Below are 20105 nucleotides of genomic sequence, written 5' to 3'. Positions count from 1 at the left end.
GCCGTTTGTCGGTATTGGCGATGTGGCTGTCGAAAGCGCCGAGGATGGTTCGACCACTGTTTGAATCCCTTACGCTGGAGTCGCCACCATGAGCCCTTCCGATCCCAAGCACGCCGTGGTCTCGCGTGGCCAGTGGCTGGCCGCGCGGCGGCAACTGTGGCTGCACGAGAAAGCCTTCACCCATCAACGCGACGAACTGGCCGCCGCCCGCCGCGCCCTGCCCTGGGTACAGGTCGAGGAGGACTACCGCTTCCACGGCCCGCATGGCGAACTGGGCCTGGCCGAGCTGTTCGCCGGGCGCAGTCAGTTGCTGGTCTATCACTTCATGTTCGCCGAGGGCTGGGACGAAGGCTGCCCCGGCTGCTCCTTCCTCGCCGATCACTTCGACGGCGCCAACCTGCACCTGGCGCACCACGATGTGACCTTGGCTGCGGTGTCACGGGCGCCCTATGCCGAGTTCCAGGCGTTTCGTCAACGCATGGGCTGGCATTTCCCGTGGTTCTCTTCCCATGGCAGCCGCTTCAACCAGGACTTCGGCGTCAGCGTCGCCACCGACGGCAGCGCCGAGTACAACTATGAGGTGTATACGGGCAACGAGGCCGAGCTACCGGGGCTGAGCGCCTTCTACAAGGAGGCCGATGGCCGCGTGTACCACACCTACTCCACCTATGCCCGCGGCCTGGACATCCTGGTCAATGCCTACAACTTCCTCGACCTGGCGCCGCTGGGGCGCAACGAGGCCGGGACCATGGACTGGGTACGCCACCACGACCGCTATGAAGGGATGGCCAGCAAGCCGCATTGCTGCAAGCAATGACGCCACATAGAAATTCAGATCGCCTGCACCGCCAGCAACTCGGTCAACACCTCGGCCAGCGCCTTGACCATCACATCCGCCGTGGGCCGGTGCACGATGACGATCTCGTAGCTGTCCACTTCCGGCAGCCCTTGCCCGGCGCCGAGCACGCGGTGCTCGGCGCTCGCCGCCCGTGGCGGCAGCAGGCTGATGCCCATGCCGTCGGCCACCGCCGCCTGGATGCCGCTGAGGCTCGAGCTGGTGAAGCTGATGCGCCAGCGCCGGCCCATGCCCTCGATCGCGCTGATCATATCGTCGCGGTAAAGCCCGCGCGGGGGGAAGGTCACCAGCGGCACCGGGTCGAGCTCAAAGGCCGGCATCCGCGCGCTGTCGATCCACTGCAGCCGCTCCGGCCAGCAGGCCACCCCTTCGCGGCTGTTGCGTCGCTGCTTGAGCAGCACCAGGTCGAGCTCACCGTTGTCGTAGGCCTGGCTGAGGTCACGGCACAGGCCGCTGGTGACTTCGAGCTTGACCTGTGGATGACGCCGGCTGAACGCGGACAAGGCATTGGTGGTGCGCCCGCCGACGAAATCCTCCGGCACGCCCAGACGCACGGTCATGCCGACCATGGCTCCGGCCAGCGCTTCGAGCATCTGGTCGTTGAGCGCCAGCATGTGCCGGGCATAGCCGAGCAAGGTCTGCCCGGCATCGGTGGGCAGCACATCGCGGTTGCCGCGCACCAGCAGGCGATGGCCGACCATATCCTCGAGGCGGCGGACCTTCTGGCTGATGGTGGACTGGGTGGAATGCAGGCGCGCGGCCGCGGTGGTGAAACTGCCGCAATCGGCCACCACGACGATGGCGCGCAACAGGTCAAGGTCGAACAGGGCTCTATTCGATTTCACGCTGGAAGACATCGGGTTATTCAACGAATGAATGACAAGCCTGACTTCTATCACGCGCGCCCCGGCCCGGCAACTCGCCACGGCCCATTCGCCTGGCCACTGCCTGCCATGCGGATTCTTTACTTCTGTCGCCGCCGCCACTTGCCTAGGATGGGGCCTTGCCCCTCAGGACCCGACACCATGCGCCTGCCCATCGCCACCCTGCTGCTGGCCCTGTTCACCGGCCTTGCCGCCCATGCCGAGCCCCCTGCCATGAATGCCCAGCTGTTCGATGCCGCCCGCCGTGGCGATACTGCCGCCATCCACCAGGCCCTGGCCCAGGGCGCCGCGCTGGAGGCCCGCGACGACCAGGGCCAGACTGCCTTGCTGGTGGCCACCCACGGCAACCAGGTCCAAGCCGCCAAGGCATTGATCGAAGCCGGTGCCGACGTCAATGCCAAGGATGCCATCCAGGACAGCCCCTATCTGTATGCCGGTGCCCGTGGTTTGAACGAGATCCTGCAATTGACCCTGGCCCACGGCGCCGATCTGAACAGCACCAACCGCTACGGCGGCACGGCACTGATCCCGGCCGCCGAGCGTGGGCATGTCGAGACCGTGCAGTTGCTGATCGATGCCGGAGTGGAAGTGAATCACCTCAATCGCCTGCACTGGACTGCCTTGCTGGAGGCGGTGATCCTGGGCGATGGCGGCCCACGCCATGTGGAGATCGTGCGCCGCCTGCTGGCCGCCGGGGCGGACCCGACGATCGCCGACAAGGACGGCGTGACCGCACTGGAACATGCGCGCCAGCGCGGCTATCAGGCCATGGTGGCGTTGCTGGAGTAGATCACCTGGCGCATGGCACCGGCTTTGCCGGTGTTCGCGGCGGTGCGCTGCATGGCCTACTCCACCACCTCGAACGGCAACCCCACATAGTTCTCGGCAATGTTCGCCAGCCCTGCCGCCGAGCCCAGGTAATAGTCGCGATCAGCCTCCTGCATCTTGCTGTCCCAAGCATCCTGGTGTTCGCCAAAGTCATGCAGCAGCCGAGTCATGAACCAGCTGAAGCGTTCGCCCTTCCACACCCGGCGCAGGGCCATGGGGGAATACTGGGCCAGCAGGTCGGTGCGCCCTTGGCGATAGACCTTGACCAGGATCCGGTACAGGTAGTTGACGTCCGAGGCTGCCAGGTTCAGCCCCTTGGCCCCGGTGGGTGGCACGATGTGGGCGGCATCGCCGACCAGGAACAGCCGCCCATGCTGCATCGGCTCGACCACCTGGCTGCGCAGTGGCGCGATGCTTTTCTCCAGCGCCGGCCCGGTCACCAGCCGCGCCGCCACCTCCTGCGGCAGGCGCGCCTTGAGTTCGTCCCAGAAGCGATTGTCCGACCAATCCTCCACCCGCTCCTGCAGCGGCACCTGCAAGTAATAGCGGCTGCGAGTCTGCGAGCGCTGGCTGCACAGCACGAAACCGCGGGCGTGATGGGCATAGATCAGCTCATGGTTGACCGGCGGGGTGTCGGCCAGCAGCCCCAGCCAGCCGAATGGGTAGACCCGCTCGAAGGTCTTCAGCACCCCAGGTGGAATGCTCTGCCGGGCCACGCCATGAAAGCCATCGCAGCCGGCGATGTAGTCGCAGTCCAGCCGCTGCTGGCGTCCGTCCTGCTCGAAGGTCAGGTAGGGCCGCTCGCCGTCGATGTCATGGGGCTGGACGTTGGCCGCGCCATAGATGATTGGCGCCCCGCTCTGCGCGCGGGCCTGCATCAGATCGCGGGTGACTTCGGTCTGGCCATACACCATGACCGTCTTGCCGCCGGTCAGCGCCTTGAGGTCCAGGCGCTGGCGGCGCCCCTTCACCAGCAGTTCGACGCCTTCGTGCACCAGCCCTTCGCGGTCCATGCGCGCCGCCACGCCGGCTTCGCGCAATAAATCGACAGTGCCCTGTTCGAGCACCCCGGCGCGGATCCGTCCCAGCACGTATTCGGGGGTCTGGCGCTCGACGATCACGGTGTCGATGCCCGCCAGGTGCAGCAGTTGGCCGAGCAGCAGGCCGGAAGGGCCGGCGCCGATGATTGCAACCTGAGTGTTCATTATTGTTGTCTCGTGGTGACGATGCCGGCCGCGACTGGCCCTGGCCAGGCATCTGCTGTTAGGGTTTGCACCTGTATTTTTACGTGGTGCTGGCGGGTAAAAAGTGCGTTATCCGCTGTAAAACCTGCACTTTTACAAAATGCGTTCGATTAACGGACAGGCCATCCACATGCCCAGCCCCCTCCCCGGCATCCCGTTGTTCCAGCTCTATGGAGAAAACCACGCCTGGCCCGGTACCGACCTGCTGCACTGCGAGTCGATCCCGGCACGCAGCCGTCTGCATCACTGGGAAATCAAGCCGCACCGGCACGCCGAGCTGTTCCAGTTGCTGTATGTGCAGCGCGGCGAGGCGCGGGTCGAGATCGAAGGCCAGCACAGCCTGATCGACGAGGCGGCCATCCAGGTGGTGCCGCCATTGACCGTGCATGGATTTCGTTTCAGCGCCGATATCCAGGGGCATGTGCTGACCTTCGGCACCGCCCTGGTGGCCGACCTTGAACAGCGCTTCGGCGCGCCCTTGAGCGTGCTGGCGACACCACGCTGCTACCCGCTGGGCAAGGACCGCCTGCGCCTGGGCGGGCTGCTCGACACGCTGCAACAGGAATATCAGGGCAGCGCGCCAGCACGCGCGGCGCTGCTGCCGGCGTTGGTCACGGCGCTGATGGTCTGGCTGCATCGCCAACAGCCCCTGTGCGCGCCGCGCAGCCCGCACGAGCGTGACCAGCACCTGTTCGGCCGCTACCTGCGGCTGGTCGAAGCGCACTACCGCGAACACCTGGCCGTGGACGAGTTCGCCGCTCGCCTGGGCATTTCCAGCCTGCAACTGAACCAGCTGTGCCGCGGCCTGGCCGGGCAGACGGCGCTGCAGGTCAGCCACCAGCGCCTGCTGCTCGAAGCCCGGCGCAACCTGGTGTACACGCGCATGAGCATTGGCCAGCTGTCCGACAGCCTGGGGTTCAGCGACCCGACCTATTTCGCGCGTTTCTTCAAGCGCCTGGCCGGGCAGACGCCCAACGCCTATCGGCGTAGCAGCGTCCGCGGCTAAATCACCTCGCTTGCCAGTCGTCTTTCGGCTATCGGTCATCTGCAACGAGGTATCCCCATGAGCAGCATGAGCACCCTGGCCTCCAGCGTCGCGCGCAACCTGCGCAAGATCATCAAGGCCGACAGCGGCCCCCGCGCCTACCAATTGTTCGATATCCAGCTACAGCGTCGCGAACGCCTGAGCCCGTCGCTGTGCCGTTTCGTCTTCAGCGGCGATGATGTGCGGCAGATGCGCACCCTGGCGGCCGACCAGCGCGTCAAGCTGCTGTTCCCCGACGCCCAGGGCCGCGCACCGGCGCTGCCGAAGAACGACGACTGGCAAGCCGCTCGGCGCCAGGCCCAGCACCCCATGCGCACCTACACCATTCGCGGCCTGCGCGCCGAAGCGGGCGAACTGGACATCGACTTCGTCCTGCACGGCGACAGCGGCCCGGCCTCGGCCTGGGCCGAACGCGCGCAGCCCGGCGATCGCCTGCAGATCGTCGCCCCGCACCGCGACGCCCCGGGCGACCCCGGCGGCTATGAATGGCAACCGCCGCACGGCTTGCGCCAACTGCTGCTGATCGGTGACGAAACCGCGCTACCCGCCATCGCCGGCATTCTCGAAAGCCTGGCCGAGCAACCCACCCCACCCGCGACCCAGGTGTTCCTCGAGGTCCCCGAACCGGGGGATTGCGTCGCGCTGCGCCACGCACCGGGCACCGAACTGCACTGGCTGGCCCGCAGCGAACTCGGCTGCGACCACGGCGAGGCGATGCGTCATGCCGCCTTCGAGCTGGCGCGCCTGCCGCAGTCCAGCCAGACCTCCACCGCCCCGTTGCAAGAGGTAGATATCGACAAGGAGATTCTCTGGGAGCTGGCCAGCCCCACCGACAGCACCTTCTATGCCTGGGTGGCGGGTGAATCGGCGGCGGTCATGGCGATCCGCAAGCATTGGATCAACGAACGCCACCTCGATCGCCGCAGCCTGACCCTGATGGGCTACTGGCGCCATGGTCGGAGCCTGGAATAAGCGCCTTGGTTGATTTCATCAATGACCACTATCGAGCGTGTCGATTTCCGCCGCTGGCCGCCGCCACGTAAGGTAGCGCCATGAATCACACGGAGACACCTCCATGGCCAGCATCCAGATCATGTCCGTCGTCGGCAGCGCCGTCCCCCGCGAATTGCGTCAGCAAGGCTTGCTGGCCTGCTGGTACCTGATGTGCAACGGCGAGGCTATCAGCGGCCCGCTCACCTCCCGCGCCACGGCGCAGGACATGGCCCAGCAGCTCGACCACTGCGCAATGCTGGCCTGACCCCGAATCTGTTGTTGTGCGTTGCTCCCTAAACGCCTCTTGTTGCCCGCCTTCATGGCGGGCTTTTTTTGCCTGGGCCAATTGCCAAGGCAAGCGCATGACCTTGAATGTTCAAAACACAGCTGCTCGGTGATCGGCATCCGGGTTTCTCCAGGCAAACCGCGCTCGGGCGACTGCATGTGGCACCAGGAATCCAATGCTCGACTGCTCAAACTAAAAACTATAGAATCCTCGGCTTTTTAATCGACTTATGACCCCAGGCTCATATTGCAGGTAACATAGCAAAGGACTCTATCTTGCATAATTCAAGAAACATTCAAATTGATGCAATGCGAGGAATCGCAGCAATAGCAGTAGCCATCTATCATTTAAAGCTAATTGCCATAGGCGGACCTCTTCAGCTCCCTTGGTGGCTGGAGAAGGTTACATCGCTAGGCGGGACAGGTGTTTTTTTATTCTTCACCCTTTCAGCCTACCTCCTTACCAAGATAACCACACATTCAAACGTTGACTTGAAGTGGACGCTAGGATTCTGGGTGAAACGCTGGTTCAGAATTGCGCCGATGTTCTTCTTTACCTTCCTTATTTGGGCCCTCTACAAATTCTACGTTGGCGCACCTCCCTTCCCGAGCGCTGAGCGCTCCATCTGGACGCTCTCCCTTCTTTTCAATCTCTCGCCAAGCAACGCACACTCTACAGTCTTTGCAGGATGGACTGTAGGCGTTGAAATTCTATTTTACTTGATTTTCCCAGCATTATTCTTGGTCCTCAAAAGCCCAAGCCAGATCGCCTTGGCGCTCGTTATATCGCTGATACTGAGATCGCTATCCTCAGAAATCATAGCTCGCTCAGGGCTTCCGACCAACGTCATTGGACAATACACCTTAATTAACTTCTTTGCCCACTTGCCCGTTTTCTTGATCGGCATGCTGCTTGCCAAGATAGACACTGAGAAACTCACAAAACACGCTAACATCTACCTACTTGCAGCGGGGATATTCATCCTCTATGCAAACAAATCAGGCAAGCTCCCGTTCATGCTTGATACGCATCTCTGGAATGCGACAGGCGCCGCTCTTCTTCTGTACTCAGCGATACGCTCTAGAGATACGATAGCCACACGTATTATCGCCCCACTGGGGACCATCAGCTTCTCAATCTATCTATTGCATGGGCCCGTCTACAACTTCATGGGCCGGACCTTCGTCAACATCTATAGTCTCGGCCTCGGTGACACGCTGAGTTTCTTGATTTGTAGCATGCTCGGTATGAGTGTGGTATTTGCCGCCTCCACAATTACTTACTTCACCATTGAGAAGCCATGCATGAAGCTTGGGAAACGGATCGCTGAAAGCTTCGACTCAAGAAAGTCTGCGCAACCTGTTGACGCCACGCCCTGAAAGGCACCTGCTGCGCGGGATAGGCATTGCCGGCTGCCGAGGCGTCGTCGGCAGTGGCAATGATTTCCGTCACATACCGTTTGAGCACCGTGGCAAACCCCAGGTTTGCCACGGGCTGAATCTTCGATAATCCGCACAGATCAATGACATTTAGCCTTCAGAGGAGCAATTAACGCACCCGTCCAGAGGCCCAACAAAGGCCATTCGAAAGTACCTTTCTAGGCACTGTACGAATCGGTTTGATACCGACCAGTCGCTTCGACCGAGACTGAACCATAGCCGGAGCAGGCCTGGCGAGTTACATGAATACGAATGGTACCCGCAGCGTGAAGCACCGACGCAGCTGGATATTTTGGCTTTGGCAGAGCAGGCAGCAGAAGGATTAAATTTCCTTCACCTTGCGCCCTTTGGATATAAGGCATTCGACAGCCGCTGAGCCATACTCCAAAATGCAACGGTTTTTTGGGGGAAACCCTTGCACAGCCAACGACATACCAACATTTAGTGAGCCTCAACGTGAAAACTTCCCTGTCCATCCTCAGCCTGCTGCTGTTGCTCACAGGTACCGCGACCCTGCCGTCGACCGCTGCTGCACAACAACCCCCGCCCCAGCAGCAGCGCGACCCCGCCAAGCTGCACCTGGCCTCCGGCAGCGCCCTGCTGATCGACCTGAACACCAACAAGGAGCTGTACGCCAGCCACGCCGATCGCGTGCGCCCCATCGCCTCGGTCACCAAGCTGATGACCGCGATGGTCGTGCTCGACGCCAAGCTGCCCATGGACGAAATGCTCAGCATGACCATCGCCAACAACCCGGAGATGAAAGGCGTGTACTCGCGCGTGCGCCTGGGTAGCGAGCTGAACCGCCGCGAGACCTTGCTGATCACCCTGATGTCGTCGGAAAACCGCGCGGCCAACAGCCTGGCCAACCACTACCCCGGCGGCTATGGCGCGTTCATCAAGGCGATGAACGCCAAGGCCCGCAGCCTGGGCATGAGCCACACCCGCTATGTCGAGCCGACCGGCCTGTCGACCCAGAACGTCTCCACCGCCCAGGACCTGGCCAAGCTGCTCATGGCCTCGCGCAAGTACCCAATGCTCAGCGAGCTGTCGACCACCCGCGAGAAGACCGTGGCGTTCCGCAAGCCCAACTACACCCTGGGCTTTCGCAACACCGACCACCTGGTCAACAAGAGCAACTGGGACATCAAGCTGACCAAGACCGGCTTCACCAACGAGGCCGGCCACTGCCTGGTGCTGCTGACGAAGATGGACAACCGTCCGGTGGCGATGGTCATCCTCGATGCCTTCGGCAAGTACACTCACTTCGCCGACGCCAGCCGCATGCGCCAATGGCTGGAAACCGGCAACGCCAAGCCGGCACCGGCGGTGGCCATGCAGTACAAGAGCGAGCGCCAGAACCGCGCGCGCCTGGCCCAGGACTGAGGTCAAGGCACCGGGGCCGTCGGCGGCCCCGGTGCATCAGTGCATCAGGCCGTGGTGTCGACCGAACCACCAGCGCTGCTGCCACCGATCTTGTTCAGCGCCTCCAGCAGTTGCCCGGTCGCGGCCATGATCAGGCCGGTCAGGGTGGCGATGCTGGCCTGCTTGGCCTGGACCGCCACCATCTTGGTCGGGTCATCCTTGGCCTGTTCCTGCAACTGGGCCAGTTGCTTCTGCTCCTGCTCCAGCTGCTTCTGCAAGCGCTTGATCTGCTCGCGCAGCTCCTTGATGCTCGGCGGCTCGTCCTTGCCGGTTGCAAGTTCCTCGGGCTTGGTGTCTTGGACCTTGAACGCATCACCCTTGAAGACCAGGTTGCCCTGCTCGTTGACCTGCGGCGTGCCCGGCGGCGTTGCAGCAGTCGATGGCTGGGCGGCGCCTGTCAGCGGCGGGATGTTGATGTTGGCGGTGGTTATTCCAACCATTGCGAACCTTCCTTGAAATGGACTTTTACACAAACGGTTATCGGCCGCCCCCGCGCGTTCTTGAATGACGCCACACCGATAAATTTCCCCCCCTGCCGTTCGTCCACCTGATACCCGAGCCCTGCCCGTCCCTGTCGGCAGGCCGATCCGATCAGTCCGCAACGAGATGGCAATGACCAAGACCCGTTCCCGCAAAGCCCTGTACATCGGCCTGCCGCTGGCCCTGGCAGTCGCCCTGGGCAGCGCCGCCGGCTACCTCTACTGGCCACGCGAGGCCGGCTACCCACGCCAGGTCGTCGAGCAGGCCAACGCCTTGCACGAGCACATGCTGTCGTTCGACAGCCACATCACCGTGCCCCTGGACCTGGGCGCCGCCGGCCACGAGCTGGACAAGGACGGCCCTGGCCAGTTCGACCTGGTCAAGGCCGGCAAGGGTCGCTTGTCGGGCGCGGCGCTGACCATCTTCGGCTGGCCGGAGATCTGGAACGGCGCCAACGCCCCGCACCGCCCCACCCCCGGTTTCGTCGACGCGGCGCGCCAGGAGCAGGAAGCCCGCTACAAGATCATCAGCGGCATAGTCCGCGACTTCCCCAACCAGGTCGGCATCGCCTACACCCCCGAGGACTTCCGCCGCCTCAATGGCGAAGGCAAGTTCGCCATCTTCATCAGCATGCTCAACGCTTACCCGCTCGGCCACGACCTGGCGCAGCTGGACCTGTGGGCCGCGCGCGGCATGCGCATGTTCGGCTTCAGCTACACCGGCAACAACGACTGGGCCGACTCCTCGCGCCCACTGCCGTTCTTCAACGACAGCGCCGACGCCCTCGGCGGCCTGTCGCCGATCGGCGAACAGGCGGTCAAGCGCCTCAACGACCTGGGCGTGATCATCGATGTGTCGCAGATGTCGACCCTGGCCCTGGAGGACGTCGCCCGCCTGTCGCGCGCGCCCTTCGTCGCCTCGCACTCGGCGCCCCGGGCGCTGGTGGACATCCCGCGCAACCTCTCCGACAAGGAGATGCAACTGATCAAGGACAGCGGCGGGGTCATCCAGGTGGTTGGCTTCGGCCAGTATCTCAAGCCGCTGGGCAAGCCGGTGCTGGACAAGCTCGAGGCCTTGCGCGCGCGCTTCGACCTGCAACCGCTGCAGGGCCTGGCCAATGCGCTGATGCCGGGCGACGCGGTGATCGCCATCTGGCCCGAGCAGCGCTTCGGCGAATACGCCAGCACCCTGTACGGCATCCTCGAAGAAGAGCCCAAGGCGACCCTCAAGCAGTACGTCGACGCCATCGACTACACGGTGAAGAAAGTCGGCATCGACCATGTCGGCATCAGCTCGGACTTCAACGACGGCGGCGGCCTGGACGGCTGGAAGGATGTCAGCGAGATTCGCAACGTCACCGCCGAGCTGCTCAGCCGCGGCTACAGCGAAACCGACATTGCCAAACTCTGGGCGGGCAATTTCCTGCGCGTCTGGGAGCAGGTGCAGAAGTCCGCCCACCCCGTCGCCAACCGTTGAGTCGAGCCTGTCTTCCATGAGCAACCGTCGCACCTTTCTCAAGCAGGCCAGCCTGCTGGCCGCCAGCCTGCCGCTGCTGCCCCAGGCCCTGGCCGATACCCCCGACAAGCCGCTGAGCGGCGCCGACAAATGGCGCAACCTGCGTGAGCTGTTCCCCCTCGACCCCAACGTGGCGCACTTCGCCAACTTTTTGGTCACCGCCCACCCCCGTCCGGTGCAGGCCGCCATCGACCGCCACCGCGCCGACCTCGACCGCAACCCCGCCGCGCTGATGGACTGGGAAAGCCAGTACGAATGGCAGCGCGAGGATGAAGTACGCGAGTGGGCCGCGCGCTACCTGGAGGTCGGCCCGCGCCAGATCGCCCTGACCGGCAGCACCACCGAAGGCCTGGCGATGATCTATGGCGGCCTCAAAGTCGGCGCCGGGCAGGAGATCCTGATTACCGAGCACGAACACTATTCCGCGCAGAAGGCGCTGGAGTTCCGCAACCAGCGCCAAGGCACCGCGGTGCGCCAGATCCGCCTGTTCGACGACCCGTGGACGGTGTCCACCGACCAGGTGCTGAGCACCCTCGACAAGGCCATCAAGCCCAACACCCGGGTGCTGGGCATGACCTGGGTGCACTCTGGCAGCAGCGTCAAGCTGCCAGTAGGCGAGATCGGTGAACTGGTGCGCCGGCACAACCGCGAGCGCAGTGAAGCCGAGCGCATCCTGTATGTGGTCGACGGCGTGCATGGCTTCGGCGTGGAAAACGCCCGCTTCGCCGACTTCAACTGCGACTACTTCATCGCCGGCACCCACAAGTGGATGTTCGGCCCGCGCGGCACCGGGATCATCTGCGCCGCCTCCACCGGCATGCAGCACCTGGTGCCCAGCGTCGCCACCTTCTCCCGCGACGAAGACTTCGCCACCATCATGACCCCGGGCGGCTACCACGCCTTCGAGCATCGCTGGGCCGCCAGCGAAGCGTTCAAGCTGCACCTGCAGCTGGGCAAGGCCGAGGTGCAGCAGCGCATCCACCAGCTCAACAGCCTGCTTAAACAGCGCCTGACCGAGCACCGTCAGATCCAACTGGTGACCCCGCGCAGCGAACAGTTCTCCGCCGGTTTCACCTTCTTCCGCATCAAGGATCGCGACGCCGACGCCGTCGCCGCGCACCTCACCAGCAACAAGGTGATGTGCGACGCCGTATACCGCGACGTCGGCCCGGTGATCCGCCTGGCGCCGAGCCTGCTCAACGACGAGCAGCAGATAGACCGGGCCATGTCCCTCATTACCCAGCAACTTTGAACAAGGCATCTTCCATGAGCGCACCCCTGCACCGCCTCACCCTGGCCGCCGTGCTGGCCGCCTGCAGCCTGCCGGCCCTGGCCGCGCAGCCGTCGGACAAGCCCGGCACGGTGTTCCGCGACTGTGACAAGACCTGCCCGGAAATGGTCGTGCTGCCCGCCGGCACCTTCACCATGGGCACCCCGCCCGACGAAATGGGCCGCCAGGACGACGAAGGTCCGCAGCACCCGGTGACCTTCGCCAAGCCGTTCGCCATCAGCCGCTTCCAGATCACCGCCGGTGAATGGGCCGACTACCAGAAAGCCACCGGCATCGTCATCGCCGACGGCGACGATCGCCCCGGACGGCGCTGCACCAACAGCAAACCCAGCTACCAGCAGGGCCCTCGCCAGCCAGCGGTGTGCATGAGCTACGAAGACATCGAGCACTATGTGGCCTGGCTGTCGAAGAAAACCGGCAAGCACTACGCCATGGTCAGCGAAGCCCAGCGCGAATACGCCGCCCGCGGCGGCAGCACCGGCATGTTCCCGTTCGAGCCCGACGCCAACCTCGAGATCAGCAAGAACGCCAACGTCTACGGCCCCAAGGACGGCTTCAGCTACAGCTCACCGGTGGGCAGTTTCCCGGCCAATGCCTTCGGCGTGTACGACATGCACGGCAACGTCTACGAGTGGGTCGCCGACTGCTACCACGACAGCTATGTCGGCGCGCCGGCCGACGGCAGCGCCAGGAAGGAAGCCGACTGCCGGCAGATCTCGATCCGCGGCAACGACTGGGGCGAGGCGCCGATCTTCTCGCGCTCGGGCAACCGCAACACCACGGTGCGCGACGACCGTGGCGACTGGATCGGATTCCGCGTGGTCCGCGAGCTGTAAAGCGCCCGGCGGCGGTAAATTCTCCGCCAGCAGGCTCGTTCCTATCGGTGTACTTGCGCAGGACACGGGGCGCCCTTCAGCGGCGCCCCCACTCGACCATCCAAGGAACCGCAACCATGAGCCAGACCTCTTCCCCCGAAAAAATCCACGACCTCATCGGCGTCGGCTTCGGCCCTTCCAACCTGGCCCTGGCCATCGCCCTGGAAGAGCTCGCCGAGACCAACGGCCACGCCCTCGACGCCCTGTTCATCGACAAGCAGACCGACTACCGCTGGCACGGCAACACCCTGGCCACCCAGAGCGAGCTGCAGATCTCCTTCCTCAAGGACCTGGTTTCGCTGCGCAACCCTACCAGCCCCTACAGCTTCGTGAACTACCTGCACCAGAAGCAGCGCCTGGCCGACTTCATCAACCTGGGCACCTTCTACCCCTGCCGCCTGGAGTACAACGACTACCTGCGCTGGGCCGCCGAGCACTTCGCCACCCAGGCGGTGTACGGCGAGGAAGTGCTGCGCATCGAGCCTGAGCTGCGCGAGGGCAAGGTCGACCACCTGCGCATCGTCTCCCGCGACCCGCAGGGCCGTGAAACCCAGCGCCGCGCCCGCTCGGTGGTGGTCGGCAGCGGCGGCACGCCGAAGATCCCCGACGCCTTCCGCGCCTTCAAGAACGACCCGCGGGTATTCCACCACTCCCAGTACCTGAGCGCGCTGCAGCAGCTGCCTTGCAACGAAGGCAAGCCGATGCGCATCGCCGTGGTCGGCTCCGGGCAGAGCGCCGCCGAGGCCTTCATCGATCTCAATGACAGCTACCCATCGGTCAAGGTCGACATGATCCTGCGCGCCTCGGCCCTCAAGCCCGCCGACGACAGCCCGTTCGTCAACGAGATCTTCGCCCCCGAGTACACCGACCTGGTGTTCAACCAACCCCACGCCGAGCGCGAGAAGCTGGTCAGCGAATACCACAACACCAACTACTCGGTAGTCGATGTCGACCTGCTCGAGCGCATCTACGGCATCCTTTACCGCCAGAAGGTCGCCCATCAGTACCGCCACGCCGTGCTGTGCCGCCGCACCATCGAAGACGTGGTGGAAACCGCCGCAGGCATCGAGCTGACCCTGCGCGACCTGGCCACCGATGTGCGCCAGACCCACCGCTACGACGCAGTGATCCTCGCCACTGGCTACGAACGCCGCTCGCACCGCGAATTGCTGGCGCCACTGCAGCAGCACCTGAAGGACTTCGAGGTGGACCGCGACTACCGCGCGCTGGCCAACCCCGAGTTTGGCGCCAACGTCTACCTGCAAGGGTTCTGCGAAGCCTCCCATGGCCTGAGCGACACGCTGCTGTCGGTACTGCCGGCACGCGCGGCGGAGATCGGTCAGTCGCTCTACCAGCACCTGGGCAAGCAGGCCAGCAACGCGCCGGCCAGCCTGCGCCAGACCTGCGCCTGAGGACGGGAACCAGTCGATGAGCACTTCCAACCGCGGGGCCCTGCGTGAATTGCTGGCCCTGCTCAGGCCATTCTGGCCGATCGTCACCCTGTCCATCTTCCTCGGCATGATCGGGGGCCTGAGCGTGACCACGCTGCTGGCCACCATCAACGGCGCGCTGCACGCCGAGGGCGAACTGGGGCACAACCTGATCCTGGGCTTTGCCGGGTTGTGCCTGTTGGCACTGGTGAGCACGATCCTGTCGGATATCGGTACCAACTATGTCGGCCAGCACATCATCGCCCGCCTGCGTAAAACACTGGGGGAGAAGGTGCTCGCCGCGCCGATCGAGCAGATCGAGCGCTTTCGCAGCCACCGTCTGATTCCGGTACTGACCCATGATGTCGACACCATCAGCGACTTCGCCTTCGCCTTCGCGCCCCTGGCGATCTCGCTGACGGTGACCTTGGGCTGCCTGGGCTACCTGGCCATGCTGTCATGGCCGATGTTCCTGCTGATGCTGGCGGCCATCGCCGTGGGCACGAGCGCCCAGTACCTGGCGCAATCGGTAGGCGTGCGCGGCTTCATGGCCGCCCGCGATGCCGAGGACGACCTGCAACGCCAGTACAACGCCGTCGCCGGTGGCGCGAAGGAACTGCGCATCCACCGCCCCCGTCGCCACCGCATGTTCGTGCATGGCATCCAGGCCACCGCGGATTTCATCTGCAAGACCCAGATCCGCGCGATCAACACCTTCGTGATCGCCAAGACCTTCGGCTCCATGCTGTTCTTCGTGGTCATCGGCGTCGCACTGCTGATGCACGGGGCCGGCCCTGGGCAGGACAAAGCGGTCATCAGTGGCTTCGTCCTGGTGCTGCTGTACATGAAAGGCCCGCTGGAACACCTGATCGGCACGCTGCCCATCGTCGGCCGTGCCGGCATTGCCTTCCAGCGCATCGCCGATCTTTCCCGGCAGTTCTCTTCCCCCGAGCCGCACCTGCTGCTGACCGACGCACCGGCGGCCAAGGCCACGGTGCGCAGCCTGGAACTGGTCGAGGTGAGCTACGCCTTCCCCGCGGTGGGCGATGCCGCGCCCTTCCGACTGGGGCCGGTCAACCTGCGGATCGAACAAGGCGAAATCGTCTTCATCGTCGGCGAGAACGGCTGTGGCAAGACCACGCTGATCAAGCTGCTGCTGGGACTCTATGCACCACAACAGGGGCATATCGCACTGGATGACCAGATCATCGATGCCAGCGACAGGGACCAGTATCGCCAGCTGTTCACCACGATCTTCGCCGACTACTACCTGTTCGACGATGTGATCCAGGGTGAACAGAGCATTCCCGAAGATGCCAACCAGTACCTGGAACGCCTGGAAATCTCACACAAGGTGAGCATCCAGGACGGCAAGTTCACCACCACCGACCTGTCCACCGGGCAACGCAAGCGCCTGGCGCTGATCAATGCCTGGCTGGAGCATCGCCCGGTGCTGGTGTTCGACGAGTGGGCCGCCGACCAGGACCCGACCTTCCGCCGGATCTTCTACACCGAGCTGCTGCCCGACCTCAAGCGCCTGGGCAAGACCATCATCGTGATCTCCCACGATGATCGCTACTTCGATATCGCCGACCAGTTGGTACGCATGGAAGCCGGTCGCGTGGTCACCCAGCACGTCCCGGCCTGACCACTCCGACGAGCGCGGCGCACGGCCCGGCCTGTCCGGAGCACGGCGCCGCGACCGGCCCGCAAGGAAGCTGGAACAGTCGACGCCATAGCATTACCCCCTCGGGGTTTTCATCAGATAAATCGCAAAAGACAGATTGTTGATTCTGTTTTTCCGGTTTTCAATCCGTGATGCGTCTAATTATCAGTTACTGGTTATTCCAAAAGAAAAACTGCCCGCTTCCTTCAGGAGTCCCTTTCACCCATGCACCGCCCGAATCTGTCCCCGACCCCTCTGGCACGCGCCGTACGTCCATCGCAGTCGAACCGTACGGTACTGCCGGGCGCCCTGCTCGCGCTGATGCTGCTGGGGAGCAGCGCAGCGCACGCCGAGCAGGTCTCCGTCAACATCGCCGCCCAGCCGCTGTCCAGCGCCTTGCAGCAACTGGGCCAGCAGACTCAGATGCAGATCCTCTACAGCCCAGAGCTGGTGCAAGGTCTGAAGTCCAGCCCGGTATCCGGCTCGCTGTCGACCGACGAGGTGCTGCAGCGCATGCTCCAGGGCAGCGGCCTGTCCTACCGCGTGGACGGCCACACCATCCTGCTGATGCCGCCACCCAGTGCCGGCGAGGCCGCACTGGAGCTGAGCCCGACTTCGATTTCGGGCATGGCGCCGGGCTCGGTCACCGAAGGCACCGGCCTGTACACCACCTACATGTCCAGTAGTTCGACGCGCCTGAACCTGACCCAGAAGGAAACCCCGCAATCGGTCACCGTGGTCACCCGCCAGCGCCTGGACGACCAGAAGCTGACCAACCTGACCGAAGTGCTCGAGGCCACCCCAGGCATCACCGTGCTGCGCACCGGCATTGGCGCCGAGAACGACACCTACTGGTCGCGCGGTTTCCAGGTCAACAACTTCGAGATCGACGGCGTTCCCACCTCCCCTCGCCTGGACAACACCACCCAGAGCACGGCGATGTACGACCGTGTCGAGATCGTGCGTGGCGCCACCGGTCTGATCAGCGGCACCGGCACCCCGTCGGCGACCATCAACATGATCCGCAAGCGTCCGACCGCGACCTTCCAGGGCAGCGTGACCGCCGAAGCGGGCAGCTGGGACCGCTACGGCACCGGATTCGACGTCTCCGGCCCACTGACCGACAGCGGCAACGTCCGCGGGCGTCTGGTGGTCGACTACAAGACCCAGAACTCCTTCGTCGACCGCGTCGAGCAGGACACGCAGCTGATCTACGGCATCTCCGAGTTCGACCTCAGCGAAGCGACCATGCTGACCGTCGGTTTCAGCTACCTCAAGACCCAGGTCGACGACCCGCTGCGCACCGGCTTCCAGGTCCGCTACGCCGACGGCAGCAAGACCGACTTCAGCCGCTCGAAGAACAGCTCGCCGACCTGGTCGTACAACGACCGCAAACAGACCAATGTCTTCACCTCCCTCGAGCATCAGTTCGACAACGGCTGGAGCGGCAAGGTCGAGCTCAGCCACAGCATCATGGACTTCGACGAGCTGATCAACTACATGAACGGCGAGATCAGTTCGGTGGACGGCTCCGGCGCCTACATGTACCCCAACCGCTGGTCGGGCAAGCCGCGCCAGAACAACCTCGACGCCTACCTGACCGGCCCGTTCACCCTGTTCGGTCGCGAGCATGAGCTGATCACCGGCGTCACCCTGTCCCGCTACACCGAAAACACCCCGGATCACGGTGGCTGGGTCGGTCCCTGGACCGGCTATGACGGCAGCATCGGCAATATCTGGGACTGGAAAGGCCAGGGCCCGCGCCCGGACACCACCACCGTCGGCAAGACCTACATCCAGGAAAACCAATACGCTGCCTACATGACCGGGCGCTTCCACGTGACCGACGACCTGGCCGTGATTCTCGGCGGTCGCGTCACCGACTGGCGACGCACCAGCGACTACCAGAACTGGAACGATCCGACGCTCGACAACAAGAGCGACGAAAACCGCCACGGCGTGTTCCTGCCCTATGCTGGCGTGGTCTACGACCTCAACGACACCTGGTCGGTCTACGGCAGCTACACCAAGATCTTCAACCCGCAGCCCTATGGCGTGCGCGATGAGAAGTTCAAAGCCCTCGACCCACAGGAAGGCACCGGTTACGAGCTGGGCGTGAAAGGCAGCTTCAACGACGAAAAACTCAACGCCAGCCTGGCGCTGTTCCGCATCGAGCAAGACAACCTGCCCGTCTATGTGCGTGCGCCGGACATCTACCGCGCCGAGCAGGACACCACCACCAAGGGCGTGGAGCTGGAGCTCAACGGCGAGCTGGCCGAGGGCTGGCAGGCGTTCGCCGGCTACGCCTACAGCGTCAGCACCGACTCCGACAACAACCGCATCGTCACCAACACCCCGCGTCACAGCGCCAAGACCTTCACCACCTATCGCCTGCCCGGCATTCTGGACAACAAGCTGACCATCGGCGGTGGCGTGAACTGGCAGAGCAAGACCGGCCAGAACCTGCACACCTTCACCCAGGGCAGCTATGCCGTGACCAGCCTCATGGCGCGCTACGACATCACCCAGAACCTGAGCGCATCGCTCAACCTCAACAACGTCTTCGACCGCAAGTACTTCTCCTACGTCGACAGCTGGGGCGTGTACGGCGCGCCCCGCAACTTCATGACCAGCGTGCAGTACAAGTTCTGACCGCAACCACGACCCAGGGCGCAAGGCCCTGGGTCGTGGGCCTGGTGCCACACCCCACTCAGCAACACCCCCATTCGCCGGCAAGCCCGCCCCCACAGAACCCTCGCCACTCAAGCCATACGCTCATCTGCGCGAGCGGGTTTGCCTGCGGGGCAACGCAAAAGGGCCGCATAGCGGCCCTCGATATCCAGTGCGAGACATCAGTTCAAGGCATCACGCAGCACCTGCGCCAACCTCGCATACACCGTGTCGATCTCGGCCGTGACCAGGCGCATGCGCAGGAAGTCGTGCACCAACCCCTCGAACACTTCACTGCTGACCGTCACCCCCTGCTCGCGCAGGTGACGCGCATAGGCTTGCCCTTCATCCAGCAGTGGATCGAAGCCTGCCAGTCCGATGTATGCCGGCGCCACGCCCTGCAAGCCGGTGGCCAGCAGCGGCGAGAAACGCCAGTTCGAGCGGTCCTCGGCCTGGCCCGCATAGTGATCGTAGAACCACTCCAGGGTGGCGCTTTCCAGCAGATAGCCCTCGGCGAACAACGTACGCGACTCCCAGCTTTTCGAGGCATCGGCCACTGGGTAGCAGAGCAATTGCAGCCGTGGCTGGACAGGTCCGCCCAGGCGGGCGGCGTCGATCGCCAGCACGCTGGCCAGGGTCGCGCCGACACTGTCGCCGCCCACGGCCACCCGGCTGGCATCCAGCCCCCATTCGCGCGCGTTGTCTGCCAGCCACGCCAAGGCATCGGCGCAGTCGTCCAGCGCCACCGGAAAGCGTTGCTCCGGGGCGCGTCGGTAATCGACGGTCAGCACCGCGCAAGGAGTGCGCGCGCAGAACTCGCGACAGACACCATCGTGCGAGGCGATGCTGCCCACCACGAATCCACCGCCGTGCAGGTACAGCAGCACCGGCAGTGGTTGCTCGGCAGGCACGCAGGGCCGGTAAAGACGCAGTGCCAGGGTGGCGCCATCGCGAGCCTGGCAATGCAGGTCCTCGCTGTGCACCTGTGGCGCTTCCCAACGCATGCGCACGGAGGCCTGCTCGAAGGCGTCGCGCGCCTGAGCGGGGGTCGAGCGGTGGAAGGCCATGGACTGGCCATCGCCAGGGCTGGCGTCGACCAGGTCGAGGAATTCGGCTATTTCAGGATTCAGTGGCATGACTCGGTTCCTGGGCCGGACGCACCCGCGTCCGGCCTGTCA

At 64.1% G+C, this 20105-nt stretch carries 17 protein-coding genes; 13 read left to right on the top strand and 4 right to left on the bottom strand.

What is annotated here, in order from left to right; all coding sequences use genetic code 11:
- Window positions 1–88: 88 nt before the first annotated feature.
- Window positions 89–817 carry a DUF899 domain-containing protein gene (locus HU772_RS11000; RefSeq protein WP_186657471.1) on the top strand — a complete coding sequence of 243 codons (729 nt, stop codon included), beginning with the start codon at window positions 89–91 and terminating at the stop codon, window positions 815–817.
- A gap of 14 nt (window positions 818–831) precedes the next feature.
- On the opposite strand, the gene HU772_RS10995 is transcribed toward HU772_RS11000, so the two are convergent.
- Entirely contained in the window at window positions 832–1713 is an 882-nt protein-coding gene (locus HU772_RS10995; protein ID WP_134693019.1) for a LysR substrate-binding domain-containing protein, read from the bottom strand.
- Window positions 1714–1881: 168 nt separating this feature from the next.
- Here HU772_RS10995 and HU772_RS10990 point away from each other — a divergent pair, with 168 nt between their 5' ends.
- A complete protein-coding gene (locus HU772_RS10990; RefSeq protein WP_186657470.1) occupies window positions 1882–2529 on the top strand; it encodes an ankyrin repeat domain-containing protein in 648 nt (215 codons plus the stop codon).
- Between the two features lie 56 nt (window positions 2530–2585).
- On the opposite strand, the gene pobA is transcribed toward HU772_RS10990, so the two are convergent.
- Window positions 2586–3773: a 4-hydroxybenzoate 3-monooxygenase gene (pobA, locus tag HU772_RS10985; protein WP_186657467.1), complete on the bottom strand. Its 1188-nt coding sequence runs from the start codon at window positions 3771–3773 to the stop codon at window positions 2586–2588.
- 169 nt (window positions 3774–3942) lie between these two features.
- Between pobA and HU772_RS10980 the strand changes: the two genes are divergently transcribed.
- From HU772_RS10980 to pbpG, 5 genes are all read left to right on the top strand, one after another.
- Window positions 3943–4818: a helix-turn-helix domain-containing protein gene (locus HU772_RS10980; protein ID WP_186657464.1), complete on the top strand. Its 876-nt coding sequence runs from the start codon at window positions 3943–3945 to the stop codon at window positions 4816–4818.
- Window positions 4819–4875: 57 nt separating this feature from the next.
- Window positions 4876–5829, top strand: coding sequence for a siderophore-interacting protein (locus HU772_RS10975; RefSeq protein WP_186657461.1), 954 nt, complete (start codon window positions 4876–4878; stop codon window positions 5827–5829).
- 103 nt (window positions 5830–5932) lie between these two features.
- Window positions 5933–6115 carry a hypothetical protein gene (locus HU772_RS10970; protein WP_186657458.1) on the top strand — a complete coding sequence of 61 codons (183 nt, stop codon included), beginning with the start codon at window positions 5933–5935 and terminating at the stop codon, window positions 6113–6115.
- 296 nt (window positions 6116–6411) lie between these two features.
- Complete coding sequence (locus tag HU772_RS10965; protein WP_186657456.1) at window positions 6412–7515, top strand: acyltransferase family protein; 1104 nt, start codon at window positions 6412–6414, stop codon at window positions 7513–7515.
- Window positions 7516–8031: 516 nt separating this feature from the next.
- Window positions 8032–8961 (top strand): D-alanyl-D-alanine endopeptidase, encoded by a 930-nt coding sequence (gene pbpG / locus HU772_RS10960; protein WP_186657454.1) that lies wholly within the window; start codon window positions 8032–8034, stop codon window positions 8959–8961.
- 44 nt (window positions 8962–9005) lie between these two features.
- Here pbpG and HU772_RS10955 read toward each other — a convergent pair whose 3' ends face one another.
- Window positions 9006–9440, bottom strand: coding sequence for a hypothetical protein (locus HU772_RS10955; RefSeq protein ID WP_186657452.1), 435 nt, complete (start codon window positions 9438–9440; stop codon window positions 9006–9008).
- A gap of 172 nt (window positions 9441–9612) precedes the next feature.
- On the opposite strand from HU772_RS10955, the gene pvdM reads away from it, so the two are divergent.
- From pvdM to HU772_RS10925, 6 genes are all read left to right on the top strand, one after another.
- Window positions 9613–10956, top strand: coding sequence for a pyoverdine-tailoring dipeptidase-like protein PvdM (gene pvdM / locus HU772_RS10950; protein ID WP_186657450.1), 1344 nt, complete (start codon window positions 9613–9615; stop codon window positions 10954–10956).
- A gap of 16 nt (window positions 10957–10972) precedes the next feature.
- Window positions 10973–12247 carry a pyoverdine-tailoring periplasmic protein PvdN gene (gene pvdN, locus HU772_RS10945; protein WP_186657439.1) on the top strand — a complete coding sequence of 425 codons (1275 nt, stop codon included), beginning with the start codon at window positions 10973–10975 and terminating at the stop codon, window positions 12245–12247.
- A gap of 14 nt (window positions 12248–12261) precedes the next feature.
- On the top strand, window positions 12262–13122 hold the full coding sequence (pvdO, locus tag HU772_RS10940) for a dihydropyoverdine dehydrogenase (RefSeq protein WP_051101450.1): 861 nt from the start codon (window positions 12262–12264) through the stop codon (window positions 13120–13122).
- A 116-nt stretch (window positions 13123–13238) separates the two neighbouring features.
- Window positions 13239–14573 (top strand): lysine N(6)-hydroxylase/L-ornithine N(5)-oxygenase family protein, encoded by a 1335-nt coding sequence (locus tag HU772_RS10935; protein ID WP_186657436.1) that lies wholly within the window; start codon window positions 13239–13241, stop codon window positions 14571–14573.
- 16 nt (window positions 14574–14589) lie between these two features.
- Window positions 14590–16239 carry a cyclic peptide export ABC transporter gene (locus HU772_RS10930; RefSeq protein WP_186657432.1) on the top strand — a complete coding sequence of 550 codons (1650 nt, stop codon included), beginning with the start codon at window positions 14590–14592 and terminating at the stop codon, window positions 16237–16239.
- A gap of 243 nt (window positions 16240–16482) precedes the next feature.
- Complete coding sequence (locus HU772_RS10925) at window positions 16483–18909, top strand: TonB-dependent siderophore receptor (protein WP_186657429.1); 2427 nt, start codon at window positions 16483–16485, stop codon at window positions 18907–18909.
- Between the two features lie 200 nt (window positions 18910–19109).
- Here HU772_RS10925 and HU772_RS10920 read toward each other — a convergent pair whose 3' ends face one another.
- On the bottom strand, window positions 19110–20063 hold the full coding sequence (locus HU772_RS10920) for an alpha/beta hydrolase (RefSeq protein WP_186657426.1): 954 nt from the start codon (window positions 20061–20063) through the stop codon (window positions 19110–19112).
- Window positions 20064–20105: the final 42 nt, after the last annotated feature.

The sequence above is a fragment of the Pseudomonas xantholysinigenes genome (genome assembly GCF_014268885.2).
Lineage (GTDB): Bacteria > Pseudomonadota > Gammaproteobacteria > Pseudomonadales > Pseudomonadaceae > Aquipseudomonas > Aquipseudomonas xantholysinigenes.
Note: the sequence above shows the minus strand (reverse complement) of the source record. Positions and strands in the feature narration are given on the sequence as shown.

Coding starts and splice junctions, on each gene's coding strand:
- HU772_RS11000 (WP_186657471.1), top strand. CDS start 89: ATGAGCCCTTCCGATCCCAAGCACGCCGTGGTCTCGCGTGGCCAGTGG.
- HU772_RS10995 (WP_134693019.1), bottom strand. CDS start 1,713: ATGTCTTCCAGCGTGAAATCGAATAGAGCCCTGTTCGACCTTGACCTG.
- HU772_RS10990 (WP_186657470.1), top strand. CDS start 1,882: ATGCGCCTGCCCATCGCCACCCTGCTGCTGGCCCTGTTCACCGGCCTT.
- pobA (WP_186657467.1), bottom strand. CDS start 3,773: ATGAACACTCAGGTTGCAATCATCGGCGCCGGCCCTTCCGGCCTGCTG.
- HU772_RS10980 (WP_186657464.1), top strand. CDS start 3,943: ATGCCCAGCCCCCTCCCCGGCATCCCGTTGTTCCAGCTCTATGGAGAA.
- HU772_RS10975 (WP_186657461.1), top strand. CDS start 4,876: ATGAGCAGCATGAGCACCCTGGCCTCCAGCGTCGCGCGCAACCTGCGC.
- HU772_RS10970 (WP_186657458.1), top strand. CDS start 5,933: ATGGCCAGCATCCAGATCATGTCCGTCGTCGGCAGCGCCGTCCCCCGC.
- HU772_RS10955 (WP_186657452.1), bottom strand. CDS start 9,440: ATGGTTGGAATAACCACCGCCAACATCAACATCCCGCCGCTGACAGGC.
- pvdM (WP_186657450.1), top strand. CDS start 9,613: ATGACCAAGACCCGTTCCCGCAAAGCCCTGTACATCGGCCTGCCGCTG.
- pvdN (WP_186657439.1), top strand. CDS start 10,973: ATGAGCAACCGTCGCACCTTTCTCAAGCAGGCCAGCCTGCTGGCCGCC.
- pvdO (WP_051101450.1), top strand. CDS start 12,262: ATGAGCGCACCCCTGCACCGCCTCACCCTGGCCGCCGTGCTGGCCGCC.
- HU772_RS10935 (WP_186657436.1), top strand. CDS start 13,239: ATGAGCCAGACCTCTTCCCCCGAAAAAATCCACGACCTCATCGGCGTC.
- HU772_RS10930 (WP_186657432.1), top strand. CDS start 14,590: ATGAGCACTTCCAACCGCGGGGCCCTGCGTGAATTGCTGGCCCTGCTC.
- HU772_RS10925 (WP_186657429.1), top strand. CDS start 16,483: ATGCACCGCCCGAATCTGTCCCCGACCCCTCTGGCACGCGCCGTACGT.
- HU772_RS10920 (WP_186657426.1), bottom strand. CDS start 20,063: ATGCCACTGAATCCTGAAATAGCCGAATTCCTCGACCTGGTCGACGCC.